The organism is Pedomonas mirosovicensis (assembly GCF_022569295.1).
Lineage (GTDB): Bacteria > Pseudomonadota > Alphaproteobacteria > Sphingomonadales > Sphingomonadaceae > Pedomonas > Pedomonas mirosovicensis.
Genome location: NZ_JAKFIA010000002.1, coordinates 539,102 through 562,500 on the forward strand (window position 1 = coordinate 539,102; position 23,399 = coordinate 562,500).

Annotated in this window: 15 protein-coding genes (1 of these 15 cut by a window edge); 8 read left to right on the plus strand and 7 right to left on the minus strand. The window is 66.8% G+C overall.

Annotated elements, in window-relative coordinates:
- Positions 1 to 3: 3 nt before the first annotated feature.
- The 5 genes from L0C21_RS15345 to L0C21_RS15365 form a co-directional block, all read right to left on the minus strand.
- Positions 4 to 1,017, minus strand: a complete 1,014-nt coding sequence (locus L0C21_RS15345) for an Ldh family oxidoreductase (RefSeq protein ID WP_259279300.1) — start codon at positions 1,015 to 1,017, stop codon at positions 4 to 6.
- Positions 1,018 to 1,212: 195 nt separating this feature from the next.
- Positions 1,213 to 1,638 (minus strand): nucleoside diphosphate kinase regulator, encoded by a 426-nt coding sequence (gene rnk / locus L0C21_RS15350; protein ID WP_259279301.1) that lies wholly within the window; start codon positions 1,636 to 1,638, stop codon positions 1,213 to 1,215.
- Between the two features lie 390 nt (positions 1,639 to 2,028).
- Positions 2,029 to 3,453: an efflux transporter outer membrane subunit gene (locus tag L0C21_RS15355; RefSeq protein ID WP_374940273.1), complete on the minus strand. Its 1,425-nt coding sequence runs from the start codon at positions 3,451 to 3,453 to the stop codon at positions 2,029 to 2,031.
- 13 nt (positions 3,454 to 3,466) lie between these two features.
- Complete coding sequence (locus L0C21_RS15360) at positions 3,467 to 6,619, minus strand: efflux RND transporter permease subunit (protein ID WP_259279302.1); 3,153 nt, start codon at positions 6,617 to 6,619, stop codon at positions 3,467 to 3,469.
- A 3-nt stretch (positions 6,620 to 6,622) separates the two neighbouring features.
- Positions 6,623 to 7,801, minus strand: a complete 1,179-nt coding sequence (locus tag L0C21_RS15365; RefSeq protein ID WP_259279303.1) for an efflux RND transporter periplasmic adaptor subunit — start codon at positions 7,799 to 7,801, stop codon at positions 6,623 to 6,625.
- 131 nt (positions 7,802 to 7,932) lie between these two features.
- Here L0C21_RS15365 and L0C21_RS15370 point away from each other — a divergent pair, with 131 nt between their 5' ends.
- Positions 7,933 to 8,574, plus strand: coding sequence for a TetR/AcrR family transcriptional regulator (locus L0C21_RS15370; protein ID WP_259279304.1), 642 nt, complete (start codon positions 7,933 to 7,935; stop codon positions 8,572 to 8,574).
- 140 nt (positions 8,575 to 8,714) lie between these two features.
- Positions 8,715 to 9,851: a site-2 protease family protein gene (locus tag L0C21_RS15375; protein ID WP_259279305.1), complete on the plus strand. Its 1,137-nt coding sequence runs from the start codon at positions 8,715 to 8,717 to the stop codon at positions 9,849 to 9,851.
- 82 nt (positions 9,852 to 9,933) lie between these two features.
- On the opposite strand, the gene pyrC is transcribed toward L0C21_RS15375, so the two are convergent.
- Positions 9,934 to 10,974, minus strand: coding sequence for a dihydroorotase (gene pyrC, locus L0C21_RS15380; RefSeq protein ID WP_259279306.1), 1,041 nt, complete (start codon positions 10,972 to 10,974; stop codon positions 9,934 to 9,936).
- Between the two features lie 121 nt (positions 10,975 to 11,095).
- On the opposite strand from pyrC, the gene L0C21_RS15385 reads away from it, so the two are divergent.
- The 3 genes from L0C21_RS15385 to L0C21_RS15395 all read left to right on the plus strand — a co-directional run bounded on the left by L0C21_RS15385 (position 11,096) and on the right by L0C21_RS15395 (position 15,403).
- Complete coding sequence (locus L0C21_RS15385; RefSeq protein ID WP_259279307.1) at positions 11,096 to 12,211, plus strand: CaiB/BaiF CoA transferase family protein; 1,116 nt, start codon at positions 11,096 to 11,098, stop codon at positions 12,209 to 12,211.
- 118 nt (positions 12,212 to 12,329) lie between these two features.
- Positions 12,330 to 13,634: a nicotinate phosphoribosyltransferase gene (gene pncB, locus L0C21_RS15390; protein ID WP_259279308.1), complete on the plus strand. Its 1,305-nt coding sequence runs from the start codon at positions 12,330 to 12,332 to the stop codon at positions 13,632 to 13,634.
- Between the two features lie 224 nt (positions 13,635 to 13,858).
- The gene (locus L0C21_RS15395) at positions 13,859 to 15,403 is read left to right on the plus strand and encodes a PAS domain-containing hybrid sensor histidine kinase/response regulator family protein (RefSeq protein ID WP_259279309.1); all 1,545 of its coding nucleotides are present in this window, start codon (positions 13,859 to 13,861) and stop codon (positions 15,401 to 15,403) included.
- Positions 15,404 to 15,416: 13 nt separating this feature from the next.
- Here the strand turns inward: L0C21_RS15395 and L0C21_RS15400 are convergent, their stop codons facing one another.
- Positions 15,417 to 17,225, minus strand: coding sequence for a sensor domain-containing diguanylate cyclase (locus L0C21_RS15400; protein ID WP_259279310.1), 1,809 nt, complete (start codon positions 17,223 to 17,225; stop codon positions 15,417 to 15,419).
- 405 nt (positions 17,226 to 17,630) lie between these two features.
- On the opposite strand from L0C21_RS15400, the gene L0C21_RS15405 reads away from it, so the two are divergent.
- The 3 genes in view from L0C21_RS15405 to L0C21_RS15415 are tightly spaced (at most 25 nt apart) and all read left to right on the plus strand, a layout consistent with a single transcriptional unit that may run on beyond the window.
- Positions 17,631 to 18,842 (plus strand): efflux RND transporter periplasmic adaptor subunit, encoded by a 1,212-nt coding sequence (locus L0C21_RS15405; RefSeq protein WP_259279534.1) that lies wholly within the window; start codon positions 17,631 to 17,633, stop codon positions 18,840 to 18,842.
- A 25-nt stretch (positions 18,843 to 18,867) separates the two neighbouring features.
- Entirely contained in the window at positions 18,868 to 22,044 is a 3,177-nt protein-coding gene (locus tag L0C21_RS15410) for an efflux RND transporter permease subunit (RefSeq protein WP_310593403.1), read from the plus strand.
- Positions 22,037 to 23,399, plus strand: partial view of an efflux transporter outer membrane subunit gene (locus L0C21_RS15415; RefSeq protein WP_259279311.1) — the 5' portion only. The gene runs 116 nt beyond the window's last position; 1,363 of the gene's 1,479 nt are visible here — the first part of the coding sequence; its start codon is at positions 22,037 to 22,039; its stop codon lies beyond the right edge, outside the window. The genes L0C21_RS15410 and L0C21_RS15415 overlap by 8 nt, the downstream gene beginning before the upstream one ends.

The following is a 23,399-nucleotide window of genomic DNA, read 5'->3' on the forward strand; positions in this document are numbered from 1 at the left end:
GAATTAATCGAGCAGAGCCTGAATGTCTTCCAGCAGCTTGCGCGGCACGTAAACACCCTCGGTCGCGGTGCGGGCGCGGGCCTCGTAGCGGCGCTGCGACGGCAGGCGCGCGCCCTGGCCGGCGATGCCCTCGAACAGCGCCTCGGCGCGGGCCAGATGCTCCGCCGCCAGGGAGCCAAGGAAGCGCGCGGGGTCGATGGCGATAATCAGCTCGCCGCCGTGGGGGGAAGCCTTGGCCCCGCCGTCGTAGGCGATGGACTCGGCGCTGGTCATATCGCCGATCAGGGGCCCCGCAATCAGCTCGATCATGGTGGAGAGGGCCGAGCCCTTGTGCCCGCCGAAAGTGAGCATGGCGCCTTCCAGTGCGGCGGCGGCGTCGGTCGTCGGGTTGCCGTCGGCATCGATGCCCCAGCCGAGCGGAATGGGCTTGCCCTCGCGGCGGTGAAGTTCGATCTCGCCGCGCGCCACGGCGCTGGTGGCGAAGTCGAACACATACGGGTGCTCACCCGGCCGGGGCCAGCCGAAGGCGATGGGGTTGGTGCCGAAGATCGGCTTCTTGCCGCCGGCCGGCGCAACCCACGCATGGCTGGGGGTAAAGGCGAAGGCAACGAGGCCATCGCGCGCCAGTTCTTCCACTTCCGGCCACAGGGCGGCGAAGTGGACGCAGTTGTTCAGCCCCATGGCGGCGATGCCGCAGCGCCTCGCCTTCTCGGCCAGAACGGGCTTGCCCAGCTTGAAGGCCAGCTGGGCGTAGCCGCCCTGCGCGTCCACCTTCACCAGCGCCGGGGCGATGTCATGCACCACGGGTTCGGCATCGAGCGCCACCTTGCCCGCCTTGATGGTGTGGGCGCACACCAGCAGGCGGTAGATACCGTGGGAGGCGCACTCATCCCTCTCGCCGGCGACGATGGTATCGCTGACAGCCTCGACATGGCGTTCGGACAGGCCATAGCGCGACAGAACGACCTCGGCCAGGGAGCGTACCTCGTCCAGGGAAAGCCGTACCTTATCCGCCATGCCATGTCCTCCCGTCGTTATTGGCCGAACGCAGACATCCTCAGGTCAGGTGAGCCTGGGCTTCTGGCAGGGGGCAGAAGGGCCGGCCGCTTCCTGACCTGAGGATAGTATACGATATACCTAAATGGGGCGGAGATGCCAACAGCGTTCTGCGTCCGAAAGGACAACCGGGCCAAAAGGCCGCAGGCGCGGGCGCTATTCCTCGGCGGCCGGCGGCGCGGGCGGTTGTTCGACGTTGAGCACGGTCAGCTGGTGCTGGCGGCCGTCCCGTGCGGTCCAGGCGATGGACTGGCCCTTGGCGAGGCCGATGAGCGCGGTGCCGATCGGCGTCAGAATGGAGATTTTGCCGTCAGCGATGTCCGCATCGCCAGGAAAGACGAGCGTGACGCGCTTGGCCGGGCCGCTTTCCGCCCGGTACTCGACGATTGAGCCCATGCGGACGACATCCGCCGGCACCGCGCCAAGCGGCACCACCTTGGCCCGGTCGATCTCGTTCTGCAGTTCCTCCGCGATGGCGGGCGCACGGTCCTCCACGGCCTCGGCAAGGCCAGTGAGGCGGTCGTAGTCTTCCTCGCTCAGAACGATGGGCGGCTTGGGTCCGATGGAGGTCGCATTCGTCATGACAATCTTGAAATCCCGTTTGAGAAAATGCCGAGGCGCGCGCTTTCTCGGCACGCAAGCGCGCCGCGCACGCGGATGGGTGGTTCCTTTTCGGAGTGAGCGCCTAGAAACAACAATGTGCGGCCCTAACCGGCCGCCGCGCCCCTGATGCCTGGGGCGCATACAGCCAGGCCCAGGGGCTTAGGATCCCGCGATGGGAAACGGTCGAATAATGGCGGGCTTGGTTTTGCTCATGCCTTCGAATCTCGGATGTTTTGCGGCGTTGTCAACCCAAGTGTGGCGCGGCCCCTGCGAACAGGGGGCAAAACCGGGCATATAAGGCGCAAAAAAGCCGCCGGCGCGAGGGGGGGAGGAGGCGCCGGCGGCTCTTGCGACCGAGGGAGGCGGGCGTTAGTTCAGGCCGCCGCCCAGGGCGCGATAGAGGTCTACGAGGTTCTGGTCGCGGGCCAGCCGGGCCGTAATCAGGCTCTGCTGGGCGGAAAGCTGGGTGCGCTGCGCGTCCAGCGTGGTGAGGAAGGATTCGGCGCCCAGCCGGTAGCGGGCTTCGGCCATGCGGTAGAGGTCGGTGGCGGCTTCCGCCAGCGACTCCTGCGCTTCCAGCTGCTCGTTGATGGTGGAGCGGCGGGCGATGGCGTCCGCCACCTCGCGGAAGGCGGTCTGGACGGCCTTTTCATAGTTGGCGACGGCCGCATCCCGGGTCGCCTCGCTGTAGCGCAGGTTGGCGATGTTCGCCCCGCCCTGGAAGATCGGCAGGGAGATGGACGGCGTGAAGCTCCACACGCCCGTGCCGCTCTTGAACAGGTCGGAGAGGTCGTTGCTCGCCGTGCCGAACAGGCCGGTCAGGGAGATGCGCGGGAAGAAGGCCGCCCGCGCCGCGCCGATGTTGGCGTTGGCCGCGATCAGCTGGTGCTCGGCCGCCTGAACGTCCGGCCGCTGGAGCAGCACGCCGGAGTCAACACCTACGGGCAGGGCAACGAGCGTTGCCGGCCGCGCGTTGCCTTCGGCGGGCAGCAGGTCGGCGGGAACGGTGGTGCCCGCCAGCAGGGTAAGGGCGTTCCGGTCCTGCGCGACCTGCGCCTTCAGCGCCGCCACCTGGGCGCGGGCGGCGTCATAGCTGGTCTGGGCCTGTCGCACGTCGATGGCCGAGCCGGCGCCTTCCTCGAAGCGGGCCTTGGTCAGATCAAAGGTCTTTTTAAAGGCATCGAGCGAGGCCTCGGCCACCGCCAGCTGTGCCTGGTCCGCCGACAGCGTCAGCCAGGCGTTGGCGGTCTCGGCGACGAGGCTGATTTGGGCGGCCTTGCGGTTCTCCTCCGTGGCGAAGAACTGCTCCAGCGCCGCTTCCGACAGGTTGCGGATGCGCCCGAACAGGTCGATCTCCCACGCTGCGCCGATGCTGGCGGACCAGGTTTCCTGCGTGCGGTCGCCGCCATAAAGGGCAGCCTGGGATTGGGTCAGCCGCTGCTTGGTGCCGGTGCCATCGGCGGAGATCGAGGGCACGAGGCCGGCGCGCTCCACCCGGTAGAGGGCGCGGGCCTGTTCCACGTTGGCCAGCGCGATCCTGAGGTCGCGGTTATTCTCGAGCGCCAGTTCGATGACCGATTCAAGGCGGGGCTCGGTGAAGAAGTCCCGCCAGCCGATGTCCGCGACCGCCCGGGGGGAGGGGGAGGAAGGCGGCGCGGAAGGGTGGGAGGCACCATCGGCTGGCAGGGAGGCGGGAACAGGGAGAGCCGGTCGGTTGTAATCCGGCGCAAGGCTGCACCCGCCAAGCAAGACCGTTGCGGTCAGCAGGGAAAGGGAGGCGTGCTTCATAAGCATATGCGAAAAGTCCTTACTCGGCGGGGTGCGCGGCGACCGGCACCCGCGCGTCCTGCTTCGCGGCGGCGCGACGCTGGAACAGCCGCGTCACCCCGACGAAGAACAGGGGCACAAGGAAGATGGCGAGCAGCGTTGCGGCCAGCATGCCGCCCGCGACGCTGATGCCGATGGCGTTCTGGCCGCCCGCGCCCGCGCCGTGCGAGAGGGCGAGCGGGATGATGCCGCCGATGAAGGCGAACGACGTCATCAGAATGGGGCGCAGGCGCAGCCGTGCCGCGTGCACCACCGCCTCGAGGAGTGGCTTGCCCGCCTTGCGCTCGGCCTCGGCGAACTCGACGATCAGGATCGCGTTCTTCGCCGACACGCCGACCACGGTGAGCAGCGCCACCTGGAAGTAGATGTCGTTGTAGAGCCCGGTCAGGGTGGAGGCGACGAGGGCACCGAAGATGCCGAGCGGAGCCGCCAGGATGACCGCCAGCGGGATTGACCAGCTTTCGTAGAGCGCGGCAAGGCACAAGAATACGAAGAGGATCGACAGCGCATACATGGCCAGTGCCTGGTTGCCGCTCATCTGTTCCTCGAACGAGGTGCCGGACCATTCGAAGCCGATGCCCTGGGGCAGCTGGGCCGCCATCTCCTCCATTGCCGCCATGGCCTCGCCCGAGCTGGTGCCGGGCGCCGGCTGGCCGAGGATCTGGAACGACGGCATGCCGTTGAAGCGCTCCAGGCGCGCCGGGCCGTAGGTCCAGTGCCAGGTGGCAAAGGCGGAGAAGGGCGTCATCTCGCCGCCCCTGCCGCGCACGTGCCAGGCGTTCAGATCCTCCGGCTTCTGCCGGAAGGGCTCGTCGGCCTGCACATAGACCTTCTTCACGCGGCCGCGGTCGATGAAGTCATCGACGTAGGAGCCGCCGAGCGCGGTCGTGATGGTGTCGTTGATATCCGCCTGGGCGAGGCCGTGGGCCCCGGCGCGGGCGTTGTCCACCTCGATCTTCAGCTGCGGCGTGTCCTCAAGGCCGTTCGGGCGCACGGCCATCAGCTTCGGGTTCTGCGCGGCCATGCCCAGCAGCTGGTTGCGGGCGGCGAGGAACTGCTCGCGCGGCACGCCGCCCTGGTTTTGCAGCTGGAATTCGAAGCCGGTGGCGTTGCCCAGCTCGATGATGGCGGGCGGGGTGAAGGCGAAGACCATGGCGTCGCGCTCGGCGGCCATGAGGCCCATCACGCGGCCCGCGACGGCCTGGGCGGTGTTCTCGGCGCCGGGGCGCTCGGACCACTCCTTCAGGTTGACGAAGACCATGCCCATGTTCTGGCCACGGCCCGCGAAGCTGAAGCCGTTGATGGCCAGCGCCTGCTTGACGCTGCCCGTCTCCTTGGTGAGCAGGTAGTCGGTCACCTTGTCGAGCACAGCCTGGGTGCGCGGCGCGGTGGCGCCCACCGGCAGCTGCACCGAGATCATCACCTGGCCCTGGTCTTCTTCCGGCAGGAAGCCGGAGGGCAGGCGCACGAAGAGGACGGCAAGCCCGGCGCACAGCAGGCCGTAGAGCAGGAAGGCGCGCTTGGAGGAGCGCACCGTGCGCTTCACGCCCGCCTCGTACTTCACCGTGCCCTTGTCGAACACCCGGTTGAACCAGCCGAAGAAGCCGGTGGTCTTGCCGTGCGAGCCCTTGGCGACCGGCTTGAGCAGGGTGGCGCAGAGCGCCGGTGTCAGGATCATCGCGACCAGCACCGACAGGATCATCGAGGAGACGATGGTGATGGAGAACTGCCGGTAGATGACGCCCGCCGAGCCGGAGAAGAAGGCCATGGGCACGAACACCGCCGACAGCACCATGGCGATGCCGACCAGCGCGCCGCTGATCTCGCCCATGGACTTGCGGGTCGCCTCCAGCGGGGAGAGCCCTTCCTCGGCCATGATGCGCTCGACGTTCTCGACGACGACGATCGCATCGTCGACGAGGAGGCCGATGGCCAGCACCATGCCGAACAGGGTCAGCGTGTTGAGGGAGTAGCCAAACAGCGCCAGCACGCCGAAGGTGCCGAGCAAGACGACGGGCACGGCGATGGTCGGGATCAGCGTTGCCCGGAAATTCTGCAGGAACAGCAGCATCACCAGGAAGACGAGGATGACCGCCTCGACCAGCGTCTTCACCACTTCCTCCACCGACGCCTTCACGAACGGCGTGGTGTCATAAGGGTATGCGATGTGAACGTCCGACGGCAGGGAGACGGCGATTTCCTCCGCCCGCTCCCGCACCGCTTCCATGGTGTCGAGCGCGTTGGCGCCCGGCGCGAGACGGATGGCGAAGGCCGACGACGGCTTGCCGTTGTACTTGGCGGTGACGTCATAGCGCTCGCCGTCCAGCTCCACGCGCGCAACGTCGGAGAGGCGGACGGTGGAGCCGTCCGGGTTGGTCCGCAGCACGATGGCGCGGAACTGGTCTGGCGTCGTCAGGCGCGACTGGGCGGTGACGGTGGCGTTCAGCGCCCGCTCGGGCGAGGACGGGCGGCCGCCCAGCTGGCCGGCGGAGACCTGCGCGTTCTGGGCGCGGATGGCGGCCTTCACGTCGCCGGTGGTCAGCCCGTAACCCTGCAGCTTGTAGGGGTCGAGCCACACGCGCATGGCATACTGGGTGCCGAACAGGATGGTATCGCCGACGCCCGTCACGCGGCTGAGGGGGTCCTGGATGCGGGTGGCGATGAGGTCGCCCAGGTCTGCGGAGGTCTTGTTCGGGTCGTCCGAATAGACCGCGAGCACGGTGAGGAAGTTCACCGTCGCCTTGGCGACCTGCAGGCCCTGCTGCTGCACTTCCTGCGGCAGCATGGGGGTGGCCAGCTGCAGCTTGTTCTGCACCTGCACCTGGGCGATGTCCGGGTCCGTGCCCTGCTCGAAGGTCAGGGTGATTTCCGCGTTGCCCTGGGAGTCGCTGTTGGAGGACATGTAGCGAAGGCCATCGAGGCCCTTCATCTGCTGCTCGATCACCTGGGTGACCGTGTTCTCCAGCGTCTCGGCGGAGGCCCCCGGATACATGGCGGTGATCTTGATGCTGGGCGGCGCGATCTCGGGGAACTGCGCCACGGGCAGCCGCAGGATCGAGAGCACGCCCATGATCATGACGCAGATGGCAATGACCCATGCGAAGATGGGCCGATCAATGAAAAAGCGGGCCATGTCTTACCTCGAGGCGGCTTGGGGCGCGGAACCGGCCTGGGGCGCAGCGCCGGCTTGCGCGGCGGCGACCGTCTTTACGGGCACGCCCGGCCTGATCTTCTGGAAACCGTCCACGATCAGGCGCTCGCCGGGCGCAAGACCGCCGGTGATGAGCCAGCGGTTGCCGATGACGCGCGAGGTCTTGACGACACGGCGCTCGACCTTGCCGTCCTTGCCCACCAGCATGGCGACGGGGTTGCCCTTCTCATCGCGGCTGATGGCCTCCTGCGGCGCGAGGATGGCGTTGGGATCGACGCCTTCGGTCAGCACCGCCTTCACGTACATGCCCGGCAGCAGCGTGCCGTCTGGATTGGGGACAAGCGCGCGGATGACGACGGTGCCCGAGCTGGGGTCGACCGACACTTCCGAGAACTTGAGCGTGCCCCGGTGGCCATAGCGGGCTCCGTTGGGCAGGATGAGGTCCACGTTGGCGGTGGCGTCCTTGCCGTCCTTCAGGCTGCCTTGGGCGAAGGCCTCCCGCAGCTGCAGCATCTCGGTGCTGGACTGGGTGACGTCCACGTAGATGGGATCGAGCGTCTGGATGGTGGCCAGCGCCTCGGCCTGACCCGCCGTCACCAGCGCGCCCGGCGTGAAGGTGGAGCGACCGATGCGCCCGGAAATCGGCGCCTCGACGCGGGTGTAATCAAGATTGATGCGCGCGTTCTGAACGGCGGCCTTGGCGGCGGCTACCTCGGCGGCGGCCTGATCGCGGGCCGCAAGCGCGTCCTCGGCATCCTGCTTGCTGACGGCGTTGATCTTCACCAGCTCGGCATAGCGCCCGGCGCGGTTGGCGGTGGACTTCAGCGTCGCCTCGGCGCGGGCCAGGTTGGCGACGGCCTGGTCATACGCGGCCTGGTAGGGCGCGGGGTCGATCTGATAGAGCAGCTGGCCCTTCTTCACCATGCTGCCCTCCTCGAAGAGGCGCTTCTGGATGATGCCGCCCACCTGCGGACGGACGTCAGACACCATGTAGGGAGTAAGGCGGCCCGGCAGCTCGGAGGTGAGCGCGGCCGACTCAGGTTTCAGCACAATCACTCCAACCTCAGGGGCGGGCGCGTTCTGGGCCGTCTGCTCGGTTTTGCAACCGGCAAGAGCCGTACCCAGCATCAGCACAAGAGCCAGCTTGCCCGCATTCCGGCTCATCCGTCCAGCTGTGGGAACCATATTTCCGCTACTCCAAAAAAGAGAATGATCGTTCATTCTTTTGCGGGTGGCTATATGCGACCTAGGTTGGTAAGGGTCAAGAAAAGAATTATGGGGGAGGAGCGAGGGTGATGGACGACATGTGCAAGTCAGCAAGAGAGCTGCGGGCCGATCAACGGCGGCGCCAGGTGCTGGATGCGGCGGGCGCCTGTTTCCGGGAAGAAGGCTTTCACGGCGCGAGCATGAGCCGGATCGCGGCGCGCGCGGACATGAGCGTCGGCCACATCTACCGCTACTTCGACAGCAAGGACGCCATCATCATCGCGCTGGTGCAGCGGGACTGCGCCCAGGTGGAGGCCTCGCTGCGGCGCATGATCGCCTCCGCTGGCAATGTGGAGACGATTATCACCCGGCTTCGCAAGAGTATCCCCTGGATGCTGGACCGGGATCGCGCCGCCATCTTCCTCGAAATCCATGCCGAGGCCAGCCGCAACCCCAAGATCGCGGCGGTGCTGGCGGAGCTGGACCGCAACTTTCGCGGCCTGATGAAGGAACTCATCACGCGCGCCCGCCGCACCCGGCCAGGCACGCCGGACATTCCCGACGCCAAGATGGAGCTGATCCTTCTGATGCTGCACGGCATTGCGGCGCGCATCACCATCAACCCGGATATCGACCCTCAGGTTCTGATGGAAGGGTTCGAGAAGGTGGCGCTTTCCGTTCTCGCGCCGGAGACGCTATGCGCCGAGCCGGCGGCCCCCAGGGCTTCCTGACGGCCGGGCACCCGTATTGCCGGCCATGCGTTCGATATGGACGACTGGAAACCGAGAGACCCGCGAGGTCGACGGCCGTGCCCTTTCTTTCTGGGCGGTGCCGGTCGGAAGGTTAGGCGGGCAGAAGGAAGAAGAGCGGAATGGGTTGGTCCTTCGCCATAGGCTCGGTCAAGGGCACGGTGATCCGCGTCCATGTTACCTTCCTGCTCTTCCTCCTCTTCATCGGCTTTGCCAATCTCGCGCGTGGCGGCGCGCCGGCGGCGGCGCAGAGCATCGTCTTTATCCTGCTGCTGTTTCTCTGCGTGGTGCTGCATGAGTTCGGCCATGTCTTCACCGCCCGCCGCTACGGCGTGCAGACGCCCGACGTCACGCTGCTGCCCATCGGCGGCGTGGCGCGGCTGGAGCGCGTGCCCGAGCATCCGGGCCAGGAGTTGCTGATCGCGCTGGCCGGACCGGCGGTGAACGTGGTCATCGCGGGGGTGCTGTTCCTGGCCCTGGGCGGCATCAGGCCAGCGGGTGGGGTCGACATGACCGATCCCGGCGCCGGCATGCTCTACCGCCTGCTCGCGGTGAATATCTTCCTCGCGGTATTCAACCTCATCCCCGCCTTCCCGATGGACGGCGGGCGGGTGCTGCGCGCGCTGCTCGCCTACAAGCTCGGCTATGCCCGCGGCACGGAAATCGCGGCCGGGGTCGGGCAGGGCGTGGCGTTCCTGTTCGGCATCTGGGGGCTGGTTGCCGGCAACGCGCTCCTGGTCTTCATCGCCCTGTTCGTTTTTCTGGGCGCGGTGGCCGAGGCGCAGGCGGTGCAGCTGCGGATGGTCGGGCGTGGCCTCCTGGCGACCGATGGCATGGTGAGGCGCTTCGAGGCGCTGCGCGCCGAGAGCAGCATCGCCGATGCGGCCGATGCGCTGATCCGCACGACGCAACACGAGTTTCCGGTGGTGGATGACGCCGGGCGGCTGCAAGGCATGCTGACGCGCGACTGCATGGTAAAGGCGCTGCGGAGAGACGGGCCCACTGCGCGCGTGGAGGCGGCGATGCGAACCGACATTCCCACCATCCAGTGTCGCCAGAGCCTGGAGGCGGCAACCCGGTTGCTGCAGGAAAAACGCGTGCCCGCCGTCGGCGTGACGGCAAGCGATGGGCGGCTTGTCGGTTATATCACCGCCGAGAATGTGGGTGAGATGATAATGCTCGCCCCGGCGCGGGAAGCCCACCGCCCCCGGCCCAACCCCTGGGCCGCCGGCGATGGCAAGGCAGGGCCCTGGGGGTAGAGGGGCTTGTTTCTCCGCATTTGCAAAGGGGCTTAAGCCCCTCCGCGCCCCTCTTGGTCAAGCCAGGGAATATAAAATCGCCTTAGCCCGCCTCGACCATGCGCCAGCCGAGCGTCTCGCCGCCTTTGAGCGGGATGATGACATCGTCGAGGTAGGGCAGGGTGGTGGGCACGCGCCAGTCTTCCCGCACCAGCGTCACTGTGCGCTGGTTGCGCGGCAGGCCGTAGAAGTCCGGCCCGAAGTGGCTGGCAAACCCTTCCAGCTTGTCCAACATCCCGGCCTCGTCGAAGGCGGTAGCGTAGAGCTCCAGCGCGGTCGGCGCGGTGTAGGAGCCGGCGCAGCCGCAGGCGGCTTCCTTGGCCTTGCGGGCGTGGGGCGCGCTGTCCGTGCCGAGGAAGAACTTGGGGTTGCCGGAGGTCGCCGCTTCCACCAGCGCGCGGCGGTGGTCGTCCCGCTTCAGGATCGGCAGGCAGAAGAAGTGCGGGCGAATGCCGCCCACCAGCATGTCGTTGCGGTTGAACAGCAGGTGATGGGCCGTGATGGTGGCGGCGAGATTATCCGGCCCCTGCGCCACGAACTGGGCAGCCTCGCCGGTCGTGATATGCTCCATCACCACCTTCAGGTTCGGCAGGCGCGCGAGCAGGGGGGCGAGCACCCGGTCGATGAACACCGCCTCGCGGTCGAAAATGTCGACATCGGGGTCGGTCACCTCGCCATGGACGAGGAGCGGCAGGCCCGCCTCCGCCATTGCTGCCAGCGTTTCGTCGCAGCGGCGGATGTCGGTGACGCCGGAGGCGGAATTGGTGGTCGCCCCCGCCGGGTACAGCTTCACCGCATAGATGTGGCCGCTGGCCTTGGCCCGCGCGATCTCCTCTGGCGGCGTGTTGTCGGTGAGGTAGAGCGTCATCAACGGCTGGAAGGTGCTCCCTTCCGGCAGGGCGGCCAGAATCCGCTCGCGGTAGGCGAGCGCCTGCTCGGTCGTCGTCACCGGCGGCACCAGGTTCGGCATGATGATGGCCCGGCCGAACTGGCGGGCGGAGTAGGGCAGCACAGCGCGCAAAGCATCGCCGTCGCGCACGTGGAGGTGCCAGTCGTCCGGTTGGGTGAGGGTGATCCGGTCCATGGCCGTCTCCTGCCTGTCCTGCTGCTGTTGCCGATCCCTATGGGTTTGGGGGGCCGTGTAGCCTGCCTACGGCTGAAAGGCTAGACTTCCTGTAAACGCCGCGAGGCCGAGGGGGGAGCAGATGAGAAAGCGCAGCGGGCCGCTGGCGGGCCTTAAGGTCATTGAGTTCGCAGGGCTCGGCCCAGGGCCATTCTGCGGCATGCTGCTGGCGGACCTGGGCGCCGAGGTGGTGCAGATCGACCGGCCCGGCGGGGCTATGGCCGCCTTTGCCGTTTCCGACCACCGCCGCAACATCCTCAACCGGGGCAAGCGCTCGGTGGTGCTGGACCTGAAGAAATTGGAGGAGCTTGAGATCGCCCTCAAACTGGTCGATCGCGCCGATGGGGTGATCGAGGCCAACCGGGCGGGCGTCGCCGAGCGGCTGGGCATCGGGCCCGACGTGTGTTTGGCCCGTAACCCGAGGCTGGTCTACGGCCGCGTGACCGGCTGGGGGCAGACCGGGCCGCTGGCCGACTGGGCGGGCCACGACATCAATTACATAGCCCTTGCGGGCGCGCTGCATGTGTGCGGGCGGGAAGGGGAGAAGCCTGCCATTCCCCAGAACTTCGTGGCGGACATGGGCGGCGGCGGGCTCTACCTCGCCTTCGGCATGCTGGCGGCGCTGCTGGAGGCCCGGCAATCGGGCAAGGGGCAGGTGGTGGACGCGGCGATGATCGAGGGGGTGGCGCTCCAGCTCTCCGCCGTGCTCGCGTTGCGCGCGTTCGGCGCGATAGACGACCGGCGCGGCACGGGGCCGATCGGCGGCGGCGCGCATTTCTACGAGGTGTATGAGACGAAGGACGGGCAGCATCTCGCCGTCGGCGCGATCGAGCCCCAGTTCTACCGCACCTTCCTGAAGGAAGCTGGGCTCGATGACCCGATTTTCGAGGCCCAGTGGGACCGGGCGCGCTGGCCGATGCTGAAGGAGCAGGTGGCGGCGCGGCTGAAAGAGCGCACCCGCGACGATTGGGTGGCCACGTTCAGCAGCGAGGCCTGCGTTGCGCCGGTGCTCAGCCTCGCGGAGGTGGACCAGCACCCGCACATGGCGGCCCGAGGCGTGTTCTTCCATGACGGTGAAGTGATGCAGCCCGCGCCGGGCCCGCGCTTCAGCCGCACGCCGGGCGCAGTCTCCGCCCCGCCGTCTCGGCCGGGAGAGGACACGCAAGACGTGCTGAGGGACTGGGGCATACTAATCTGACGTGGCATGATGGGGCTGGTCCCCGGCCGGCCCAGTGGCTAAGGTTGCGCCCAAACTCTGCCAGCCTTCCGAAATCCTGCCCGTCATCGGGTGGCCCGATGCTGCGTTAAGGCCCAGTATGATCTTCACCGATATCGCAACCCGTACCTACAACCATGGCTGGCGTCTGGACCCCATCGTCCGCAGCCTTCTGGATACGGACTTCTACAAGCTGCTCATGCTCCAGATGATCTGGGGTCTCTATCGCGATGTGAACGTCACCTTCTCGCTCATCAATCGCACCACCTCGGTCCGCATCGCGGACGAGATCAACGAGGACGAGTTGCGGGCCCAGCTCGATCATGCGCGGTCCTTGCGCTTCACCCGCAAGGAGCTGGTCTGGCTGGCCGGCAACACCTTTTACGGCCGCCAGCAGATCTTCGCGCCGGAGTTCATGGCCTGGCTCGCCGATTTCCAGCTACCCGAATACGAACTGGAAAGGGTTGATGGCCAGTACCGCCTCAACTTCCACGGACCGTGGACCCACGCCAGCATGTGGGAGATCCCGGCGCTCGCCATCGTCAACGAACTGCGCTCCCGCGCGGCGCTCAAGGGGCTGGGCCGCTTCTCGCTCGACGTGCTTTACGCCCGCGCCAAGGCCCGGCTGTGGGAAAAGCTGGAGCGGCTGCGCCGCCTGCCGGCCCTGCGCCTCTCCGATTTCGGCACCCGTCGCCGCCACAGCTTCCTGTGGCAGAACTGGTGCATCGCCGCGCTGAAGGAAGGGCTGGGGCCCAAGCTTACCGGCACCAGCAACGTGCTGCTGGCGATGGAACACGACCTGGAGGCCATTGGCACCAATGCCCACGAACTGCCCATGGTGCTGGCGGCGTTGGCGGAAACCGACGCGGCCCGGCGCAAGGCCCCCTACAAGGTGTTGGAGGACTGGAAGAGCTATTACAGCGGCAACCTCCTGGTGGTGCTGCCGGACACCTTCGGCACCGCGGCCTTTCTGGAGCAGGCCCCGGACTGGCTGGCGGAGTGGACCGGCTTTCGCCCGGATTCCGCGCCGCCCATCGAGGGGGGCGAGAGGATCATGGCCTGGTGGCGTGAAAAGGGCGTCGACCCGAAATCCAAGCTGCTGGTCTTCTCCGACGGGATGGACGTGGAGTCGATCGAGGAGACCTACCATCACTTCGATGGCCGGGTGCGCCTCAGCTTCGGCTGGGGCACCAACCTCACCAACGATCTGGCCGGCTGCGCCACCGACGACCGTCCGGCGCTGGAGCCGATTTCGCTGGTCTGCAAGGTAACGCAGGCCAACGGCCGCCCGGCGGTCAAGCTGTCGGACAACCCGACGAAAGCGACCGGCGCCCCGAAGGCCATCGCCCACTATCTGAGCCTCTTCGGCACGGAAGGCCGGATGGCGCGTGATGTCCGCGTGTGATGCGGTGATTATAAGGAGCTGGCTGTGGCCGAGTGCGGAACATGGAAAAGCCGGGGGGAGCGGGAAAGCCGCCTGCCGCGGCGTGTCTTTAATAAAATTACGCCGCCGTGCTCCGATCCATGGCCAAGCTGGATGCCAGAACTATCTATGGGGCAGTTTGCCCTGTGAACGCCCGGTGTGATCGTGCCGCGCGTGTTGAAACTTCTGAAGTTGGCTGTTCCCCTATGACGATTGCACAGATCAACGATCGCCGTTTCGAACTGCTGGTGAGAGCCGTTGTCGATTACGCGATCTACATGCTGGACCCGCAGGGCCACATTGTCAGCTGGAACGCCGGCGCGGAGCGGATCAAGGGCTATACCGAGGCGGAGATTCTCGGCCGGCACTATGAGTGTTTCTTCACGCCGGAGGACCGTCAGTGCGGCACGCCGGACTTTGCGCTCGCCAATGCGCTGAAGAATGGTCGCTACGAGGCGGAAGGGTGGCGCATCCGCAAGGACGGCAGCCGGTTCTGGGCCAGCATCGTCGTTGATGCCATCCGCGACGATGATGGCCAGCACCTGGGCTTTGCCAAGGTGACGCGCGACATGACGGCCCAGCGCAACGCGCAGGTGGCACTGGCGCTGACCCGCGAGCAGCTGGCCCAGGCGCAGAAGATGGAAGCCATCGGCAAGCTGACCGGCGGCGTCGCCCATGATTTCAACAACCTGCTGATGATCATTAGCGGCTATGCCGACATCCTGCGCCGCCGGCTGGACGCGCCGGAGGACGTGTCGGCTATCGATACCATTCGCCATGCCGCCCAGCGCGGGCGCAACCTCACGCGCCAGCTGCTGGCCTTCTCCCGGCGGGAGCCGCTCAATCCGGTCGTGGTCGATCCGTCGCTAAGGATCGCCGCGATGAAGGATCTGCTTCAAGGGTCGCTGCGCGGCGACCTTGAGCTCATCATCGATCTGAAGCCAGACCTATATCCCATTCGCGTCGATGTGGGCGAAATGGAGCTGGCGATGGTCAATCTGGCGATGAACGCGCGAGACGCCATGCCCCAGGGCGGGCGGCTGACCGTCGAGGCGCAGAACGTCCAGCTGCCCAATGCGGATGTGCCCCATATGCGCGGCCACTTCCTCGCCATTTCCCTCTCCGACACGGGAACCGGCATCGCGCCCGAGCACATCAGCAAGATCTTCGATCCGTTCTTTACCACGAAGGATGCCCGGAAGGGCTCTGGCCTGGGCCTGCCGCAGGTGTATGGCTTCGCATCACGCTCCGGCGGCACGGTGACGGTCAGGAGCGTCCAGTGGGAGGGCACCACCTTTACCCTCTACCTGCCCCGGGCGCAGGCGGGCGTGCACAAGCCCGAGCCAGAGGCGCCGGCCCAGCCTGTCGAACTGCCGGGCGGGACCGTGCTTCTGGTAGAGGACAATCCGGACGTCGGCAATGTGACGGCCAGCATGCTCCATGAACTGGGCTATCGGGTGATCCGCGCCGCCAATGCCGCCGATGCCCTCGACCACCTGCGCGCAGGCGTGGGGATCAATCTCGTCATCAGCGACATAATCATGCCGGGTGGTATCAACGGCGTTGAGCTGGAGGAGATTGTCCGGCGGAACTATCCCTTCATCCCGATGCTGCTGATGACCGGCTGGAGCGACAACGCCTTGCAGAGGGACCATGCAAAGCCGGTGCTGCGAAAGCCGTTTGGTATCGACATGCTGCGCCAGGCGCTGCTGAATGTTCTGAACATGGAAGACTGCCCCGCCGAGGCGTGAGGCAGCCGGCGTATCAAGCCCGCGCGGATGCCGGGGCGGCAGGATCAGGCGGGAGCGCTTCGGTGGATCGTGCCGCAACGACACAATTGCGCCCTTGCGCCTTGGCCAGATACAGCGCCTGATCGGCCTCGCGCAGGAGGGCGTTCGCATCCGATGCCGGAAACGCCCGCGTATCGATGATGCCGAAGCTGGCCGTGATTCTGCGCTCCGTCGAGTTGAACAGCAATGACAGATCGCTGCCCGCCAGCAGGCGGCGGACTCGCTCGGCCATGGCATGCAATGCCTCGCCCGCCACGTTCGGCACGACAACGCAGAATTCCTCGCCGCCGAACCGCGCGACGATCGCCCCCTCCTGCCGCAAGAGGCCCAGCAGCCCTGCCACATGCTGGAGGACGTGATCGCCGACCTCGTGCCCGAAGGTGTCGTTGATCGACTTGAAATGGTCGAGATCGACCAGCATGAGGCCGAGGCAACCGCCGCTGCGGTGCGCCTCGGCCAGCTCACGCTGAAACCGCGCGGTCAGCCCGCGGCGATTGTGCAGCTTGGTCAACGGGTCGGTCTCGGCCAGCGCCATGAGTTCGGATTGCATTGCCCTGGCATGGTCGCGTTCGGCCTTCAGGCTGGCGAAACCCCGCGAGGCGGCAAAGGAAAGCCACAGGGTTTGCAGGGCGGAGGTGGCCAGCACCAGCATTTCACCGCTCAGCACCGGAACGGTTGCCGAGGTGTCGTTGAAGTTGGAGGCCAGAACGGCCAATATCGGCAGGCTCCAGGCGAGGGCGAAGTCCTTGGCGTTCTGGCTGCCGCGCCACAGGGCGAGCACCAGCGCGCCGACGGCCGTGGCGAGGGTGAACAGGGTGGTCAGCCGGAAGAGGTTGGCCAACATCGTGCCTATGCCCTCCGGCGGGTAGAGGCAGGCGATACAGAACAGCAGGCTGATGGCCGGCACCACGCGCAGGCCGATTCTCAGCCAGAAGGGCAGGATGTCCTCCTCCAGCGTGGCCAGCATGTACTGGCAGGCCAGAAACGTGGCGGTGGTGGCCAGCACCGAGCAGATACGCACGCTCGCAATCCCGGCAATTCCCGGAGCGACGACCAGGGCCAGCTGCGACCAGCACAGGCCCCAGAAGATCAGGCAGACGACCCATCCGCAGTGCCAGAAGATGGCTTTCTGCCGTGCCATCGCGGCGAGGAAGAGATTGTAGACAAGAGAGACGGTAAGAAAGCTGAGCGATGCGCCGACCAGCGCCGCGCTCAGCTGAACCGCGCGTTCCTGCTGGGCGATCGGCACCAGCCGCAGTCGCACCAGTTCGTAGGAGACCAGCCGGTCAATGCCGAGGGTGATGGTTTTAACGGGAGCCTTGTCGCGATTGGCGTTGAAGGCGATGTAGCCATTGGGCGTCCAATGCCGGCCGAAATCACCCGCCCGCACCCGGTAGGTTTGCGCGCTGCCGTCGGCGAAATGGAAACTCACCACCAGATTTTCAAACCGGGTTTGGTGGATGTTCATGGACCAGTCGGGCCACGATTGCTGTTCCTGGGTGAGGTCGTGGCGCAGCCAGAGCCAGCGGTCGGCATAGCCGGTGACTGTGCCCACGCACCGATAGGGAAGATCGAGCGCCTCCTCGGGGTCAAGCGGGCTGGGGGACGTGCTGTGGCAAATCCTCAGCTGTGCCGGCACCGAAGGGGACAGCGTCCACGAGATGACGAGCGGAAACAGCGCCAGCAGGAAAACCAGAAAGAAAATCAGCCGCCCGCTTTGCAATGCATCTGTGCGATCCCGGCCGGACCGGCGCGCGGAATGCGGCGATGATGCGTCAACCACTTTGCCCCCCTGACCGGCGCGAGGCATAGCCGCGCCGGCGAAACCCTGGCCCTCAAACCCTGGCCTTTATACCAGATTAATCGGCATAGATTATAGTCGCACATTGGAGCGCAGCAAAAGAGGAGGCCGGGAGAAAGGCGTATCTTTGTGGTCATTGCGCCACGCCGCTCCCTTTCACGGCCCCGCTTCGTCTCGTCTTGAGCGCTACGCCGGGCGCGCGCCCGGCAAGGATCGCTCCGTCGGCTCACACGTTACCACGGGGGAACCTCCCCGCGAATGACCTTGCCATTTGTGTGGCAGGCGACGGCTGAGCGCATGGAACCGGGCCACCGGGCACCGGCAGCGCTTGCCGCTCCAGGAGTCTCGCACGCTATGGAGACGGCACGAATGTGGCGTTGTCGGTTGGTGATAGATCGGAAAAGCCGCCCGGCCGCGCTGGCGGGCTTGCTGTGCATTGGGCTTGCAGCCTGCGGCGAAGAGCAGAAGACGGCGGCGCCACCGCCGCCTGAAGTGGTCGTGCAGGTTATCAAGCCCGAGCCGGTTCCAAGCATCGTGGAGCTGCCGGGCCGGTTGCAAGCGGTGCGAACCGCCGAGGTGCGGGCGCGCGTCGATGGTATTGTGGAGCGGCGTCTCTACGAGGAAGGCACGGACGTAGCGGCGGGCGCGGTGCTGTTTCAGATTGATCCCCGCCCGCTCAAGGCGCGCTTGGATGCCGCGCGCGCCGCCTTGCGCCGGGCGCAGGCCGAGGCCACCAACGCCCGACGCGATGTGGAGCGCTTCCGCCCGCTGGTGGCGCGCAATGCCATCAGCAAGCAGGAATTCGATGCCGCCGAGGCTCGGCTGGCGCAGGCACAGGCCGATGTGGAATCCGCCGAGGCGCAGGTGGAGCAGGCGCGGCTGGACCTGGGCTATGCCACGGTCACCGCGCCGATCAGCGGCCGCGCGGGCCGGGCCCAGGTGACGGAAGGCGCGCTGGTCAGCGCCTCGCAGGGCACGCTGCTGACCACCATCGAGCAGCTGGACCCCATCTATGTGAACTTCTCCCAGTCGAGCGGCAAGATCCTCCAGATCCGCAAGGATATCGAGTCCGGACGGTTGAGGACACCGGAACTGGAGCAGATCCAGGTGAGCATCGTGATGGAGGACGGGACCGTCTACGGCAAGCAGGGTCGCCTCAATTTCCTCGACATGGCGGTCGATCCGAGCACGGGCACGGTCAGCCTGCGCGCGGTGGTGCCCAATGAGGAGCGCATCCTGCTGCCGGGCGAGTTCGTGCGCGCGCGGGTCGATGTGGGCGCCAACCCCAACGGCATCACCGTGCCGCAGAAGGCGGTTCAGCTCTCGGCCGAAAGCGCTTCGGTTCTGATCGTCGGCGACAACAACGTCGTGATGCAGCGCCCGGTCAGGCTTGGCGACCTTCTGGGCGACAGGTGGATCATCAATGAGGGGCTGAAGCCCGGCGAGCGCGTGATCGTCGAGGGATTGCTGAAGGCGCAGCCGGGTGCACGCGTGAAGGTGACGGAGGCGCAGGCCAAGCCGGCCGGCGCCGCTGCGCCGCCGGCCGGGCAGGGGCAGGATCAGGCGCAGGGTCAGGGAGCTGCGCCCGTCCGGCAGTAAAAAGGATCAGCCCAGGGAAGCGCCAATGTTGGCAAGGTTTTTCATCGACCGACCCGTCTTTGCCTGGGTGATCGCGCTGGCGATCTCCATTGGCGGCTTGCTCGCCGTGCGATCGCTGCCCATCGAGCAATACCCGGCTGTCGCGCCGCCGTCGCTCACCATCACCGCCACCTATCCCGGCGCAGACGCCGAGACGCTGGAGGAAAACGTCACCGCCGTGATCGAGCCGGAGCTGAACGGCGTCGAGGGCTTTTTATACATGGCCTCCACCAGCTCCTCCACCGGCTCGGTTTCCATCACTGTGACCTTCGAGAGCGGCACCGATATCGATGTCGCCCAGATGGAGGTGCAGAACCGCCTCAGCCGCATCGAGGCGCGCCTGCCGGAGGAGGTGCGCCGCCAGGGCATTCAGGTGAACCAGGCGACGTCCAGCTTTTTGCTGATCGTCGCGCTCACGTCGCCGGGCGGCACCCACAGCGCGCTTGACCTCGGCAATTACGCCAACACCCGCATCATCGACCAGTTGCGGCGCGTGCCGGGCGTGGGCGACGTGCGCCTGTTCGGGTCGGAATATGCCATGCGGATCTGGCTCGACCCCGAACGGCTGGCCAGCTTCTCCATGTCGCCTGCCGAGGCGCTGGCGGCGGTGCAGGAGCAGAACTCCCAGGCTCCGGGCGGCCAGATCGGCGCGCAGCCCGCCGTGCCGAACCAGCAGCTGAACGCCACGGTCATCACCCAGCGGCGGCTCTCAACGCCCGAGCAGTTCGGCGAGATCATCCTGCGCGCCAACCCGGATGGCTCGGCCGTGCGGCTGGCGGACGTGGCGGATGTGGAGCTGGGCGCGGCCAGTTACGAGACCACGTCCCGCCTTAATGGCAAGCCCATGGCGGGCATGGCCGTGCAACTGGCAACCGGCGCCAATGCGCTGGCGACCGCCCGAGCGGTGAAAGGCCGCATGGCCGAACTGGCGCAGGAGTTCCCCACCGATATGGGCTGGTCGGTGCCTTATGACTCTTCCCCATTCATCCAGATCTCGGTGGAGGAAGTGCTGCACACCCTGGTGGAGGCGATGGTTCTCGTCTTCGCGGTGATGTACCTGTTTCTTCAGAACTTCCGGGCCACCATCATCCCGACCATCGTGGTGCCCGTCGCGCTTCTGGGGGCCTGCCTTGGGCTGGCGGCGCTGGGCTATTCCATCAACGTGCTCAGCCTGTTCGCCATGGTGCTGGCCATCGGCATTCTGGTGGATGATGCCATCGTCGTTATCGAGAACGTCGAGCGCATCATGGCCGAGGAGGGGCTATCGCCCAGGGACGCCACCTACAAGGCCATGGGCCAGATCGTCGGCGCGATCATCGGCATTACCCTCGTGCTGGTGGCCGTGTTCATTCCCATGGCCTTCTTTCCCGGCACGGTGGGCGGCATCTATCGCCAGTTCTCGGTGACGCTGGCGCTCTCCATCGCCTTCTCGGCGCTGCTGGCGCTCACGCTGACGCCCGCCCTGTGCGCCACTTTGCTGAAACCGGCCGCCGCGCATGGCGCAGGGCAGGCAGAAGGCGCAGGAGGGGGCAAGCCGCACGGGTTCTTCGGCCGCTTCAACGCCTGGTTCGGGCGGACCACCGGGCGGTACGAGGGGCGGGTCGCCCGCCTCATCCGCCGCCCCTTGCGCTGGATCGCCGTCTTCCTCGTGCTGACGGCGGGTGCCGCCTACCTGTTCACCTCGCTTCCCGGCAGCTTTCTGCCGGAGGAGGATCAGGGTTATCTCATCTCCGTCATCCAGGCCCCGCCCGGCGCAACCCAGCAACGCACGCTGGAGGTGGTGCAGCAGGCCGAGCAGTATTACCTCTCCCAGCCGCAGGTGGAGGGCGTCATCGCCGTGCTGGGCTTCAGCTTTTTCGGCAGCGGCCAGAACGCGGCCATGATGTTCGTCGACCTGAAGCCGTGGGAGGACCGGCCGGGCGAGGAGAATCATGCCACCACCGTCGCCGGCAAGGCCATGGCCGCGCTGTCGCAAATCAAGCAGGCGCTCATCTTTGCGCTGAGCCCGCCCGCCATTCCCGAACTCGGCACCGCCAGCGGCTTTGCCTTCCGGCTGCAGGACCGCGCAGGCCAGGGCTACGAGGCGCTCATAGAGGCGCAGAACCAGCTGCTGGGGCTGGCGGCGCAAAGCCCGGTGCTGGCGGGCGTGCGGACGGAAGGCCTGCCGGACAGCCCGCAGGTGGAAGTGGTGGTCGACCGCATCCGCGCCCGCGCGCTGGGCGTGAACATCGGGGACATCAACGCCACCCTCTCGATTTCCTTCGGCTCGGGCTACGCCAACGATTTCAACCGGGAAGGGCGGGTGCTGCGGGTTCTCCTCCAGGCCGAGGCCGCCCAGCGCATGACACCGACCGATATCCTCGACCTGCGTGTCCGCAACCAGGACGGCGAGATGGTGCCTTTCTCCGCCTTCACCACGGCGAAGTGGACGGCAGGCCCGCCCCAGCTCATCCGCTACAACGGCTATCCGGCCGTCAACATCTCGGGCAACGCCGCGCCGGGCTACAGCACGGGCGAGGCCATGGCGGAAATGGAGCGGCTGGCCAGGCAGCTGCCCTCCGGCTTCGGCTATGAATGGACCGGCATTTCCTATGAAGAGCAGCAGTCGGCCGGGCAGATCCCGGCGCTCCTCAGCCTGTCGATCCTCATCGTGTTCCTGGTGCTGGCAGCACTCTATGAGAGCTGGTCGATCCCCTTCGCGGTCATTCTCGTCGTGCCGCTCGGCGTGCTCGGCGCGCTGCTGGCCGCCTTGCTGCGCGGCCTGCCCATCGACGTTTATTTCAACGTGGGCATCATCGCCATCATCGGCCTTGCCGCCAAGAACGCCATCCTCATCGTGGAATTCGCCAAGGATCTAGAAGCGCAGGGGCGCACGACCCAAGAGGCGACGCTGGAGGCGGTGCACCTGCGCTTCCGCCCCATCATCATGACCTCGCTGGCCTTCATCCTTGGCGTGCTGCCGCTGGCCATCAGCACCGGCGCGGGTGCGGCCAGCCGCATCGCCATCGGCACCGGCGTGATGGGCGGCATGATCGGCGCAACCTTGCTGGGCGTTTTTCTCATCCCGGTGTTCTTCGTCTCGGTGCGGCGCTGGCTCAGTCGCCGTCCCAAGCCGCAAGGCCCGGCTGCGCCGCGGGCGGAGGGGGAGAGCGGCCATGCGTAGGGTGGCGGCATCGGTTGTTTTGGGGTTGGCGCAGGTCGTCTCGGCCTGCTCGCTTGAGCCAGAGTATCAGCGCCCCGCCATGCCGACCACATCCACTTTCGCGGCTGATCTTGCCCCCGAGGCCGACGGCCCGCCCGCGACGCAAATCGGCTGGCGGGATTTCTTCAAGGACCCTCGGCTCCAGCGCTTCATCGCCCTGGCGCTGGAGAACAACCGGGATCTGCGCCAGGCCGTGCTGCGGATCGAGGAGGCGCGGGCGCAATACCGCATCCAGCGCGCCGACCAGCTGCCCAACCTCAATCTTGGCGGCAGCGCCAGCCGCATCCATACCGGGAGCGGGGGTTTTGGCGGCACGACCGGCGGCACGGGGGATGTTCCCGGCGGCGGCGTTATTCCTGGCGGGGCATCGTCCACCACCCTCAACCGCTATGAGATCGGCGTCAACGTCTCGTCGTTCGAGCTGGATTTCTGGGGCCGGGTCCGCAGTCTGACGGAAGCCGCCCGCGCCGCCTACCTTGCCACCATCGAGGCGCAGCGCTCTTTCCAGCTCAGCCTCATTGCCGACGTGGCAACCGTCTATCTGGTGGACCGCGAGTTGGAAGAGCGCATCGCCCTTGCCGAGCGCACCGTTCGGGCCCGCCGCGAGGGGCTGGAGATCTCCCGCCTGCGGCTTGAGGTGGGCGCGACCTCGGCGCTCGATTACCGCCAGACCGAGACCCTGCTCACCCAGGCGGAAACCGAGCTGGCCGCGCTTCAGCGCCAGCGCGCGCAGAACCGGAATGTCATGCAGGTGCTGATCGGCGGGCCGGTGCCAACCGACCTGCCGCCACCGCGCCCCCTGTCGGAGCAGGGCATCATCGAGACGATCAGCGCCGGGCTGCCGTCAGACCTGCTGGTCAACCGGCCGGACATTCTCTCGGCGGAGGAGGAGCTGCGGTCCGCCAATGCCAACATCGGCGCGGCGCGGGCGGCGTTCCTGCCGCGTATCTCGCTGACCGGCTCCTTCGGCTTCGCCAGTACGGAGTTGGACGAGCTGTTCGGCAATGACGGCGAGACCTGGTCGTTCGGCCCCATTCTCTCGCTGCCGATCTTCGATGCGGGCCGCAACGAGGCGAATCTGGACCTTGCTGTCGCCCGGCGGAACATCGCCGTCGCCAACTATGAACTGACCATCCAGAACGCCTTTCGGGAAGTGGCCGACGCGTTGGCGGCCCGCCGCTGGCTGGCCGCGCAGATCGATGCCCAGCGGCGCGCGCTGGAGGCGGAGCGGGAACGGGCTGAACTGGCCGAGCTGCGCTACCGCAATGGCGTTGCCGATTACATCGAGGTGCTGGACGCCCAGCGCGAGCTTTTCG

Excerpts from the sequence above, each read along its gene's own strand:
- pyrC (WP_259279306.1), bottom strand. The coding sequence starts at position 10,974 with ATGGACCGGATCACCCTCACCCAACCGGACGACTGGCACCTCCACGTG.
- rnk (WP_259279301.1), bottom strand. The coding sequence starts at position 1,638 with ATGACGAATGCGACCTCCATCGGACCCAAGCCGCCCATCGTTCTGAGC.
- L0C21_RS15365 (WP_259279303.1), bottom strand. The coding sequence starts at position 7,801 with ATGAGCCGGAATGCGGGCAAGCTGGCTCTTGTGCTGATGCTGGGTACG.
- pncB (WP_259279308.1), top strand. The coding sequence starts at position 12,330 with ATGATCTTCACCGATATCGCAACCCGTACCTACAACCATGGCTGGCGT.
- L0C21_RS15375 (WP_259279305.1), top strand. The coding sequence starts at position 8,715 with ATGGGTTGGTCCTTCGCCATAGGCTCGGTCAAGGGCACGGTGATCCGC.
- L0C21_RS15370 (WP_259279304.1), top strand. The coding sequence starts at position 7,933 with ATGGACGACATGTGCAAGTCAGCAAGAGAGCTGCGGGCCGATCAACGG.
- L0C21_RS15410 (WP_310593403.1), top strand. The coding sequence starts at position 18,868 with ATGTTGGCAAGGTTTTTCATCGACCGACCCGTCTTTGCCTGGGTGATC.
- L0C21_RS15355 (WP_374940273.1), bottom strand. The coding sequence starts at position 3,453 with ATGCTTATGAAGCACGCCTCCCTTTCCCTGCTGACCGCAACGGTCTTG.
- L0C21_RS15345 (WP_259279300.1), bottom strand. The coding sequence starts at position 1,017 with ATGGCGGATAAGGTACGGCTTTCCCTGGACGAGGTACGCTCCCTGGCC.
- L0C21_RS15360 (WP_259279302.1), bottom strand. The coding sequence starts at position 6,619 with ATGGCCCGCTTTTTCATTGATCGGCCCATCTTCGCATGGGTCATTGCC.
- L0C21_RS15385 (WP_259279307.1), top strand. The coding sequence starts at position 11,096 with ATGAGAAAGCGCAGCGGGCCGCTGGCGGGCCTTAAGGTCATTGAGTTC.
- L0C21_RS15395 (WP_259279309.1), top strand. The coding sequence starts at position 13,859 with ATGACGATTGCACAGATCAACGATCGCCGTTTCGAACTGCTGGTGAGA.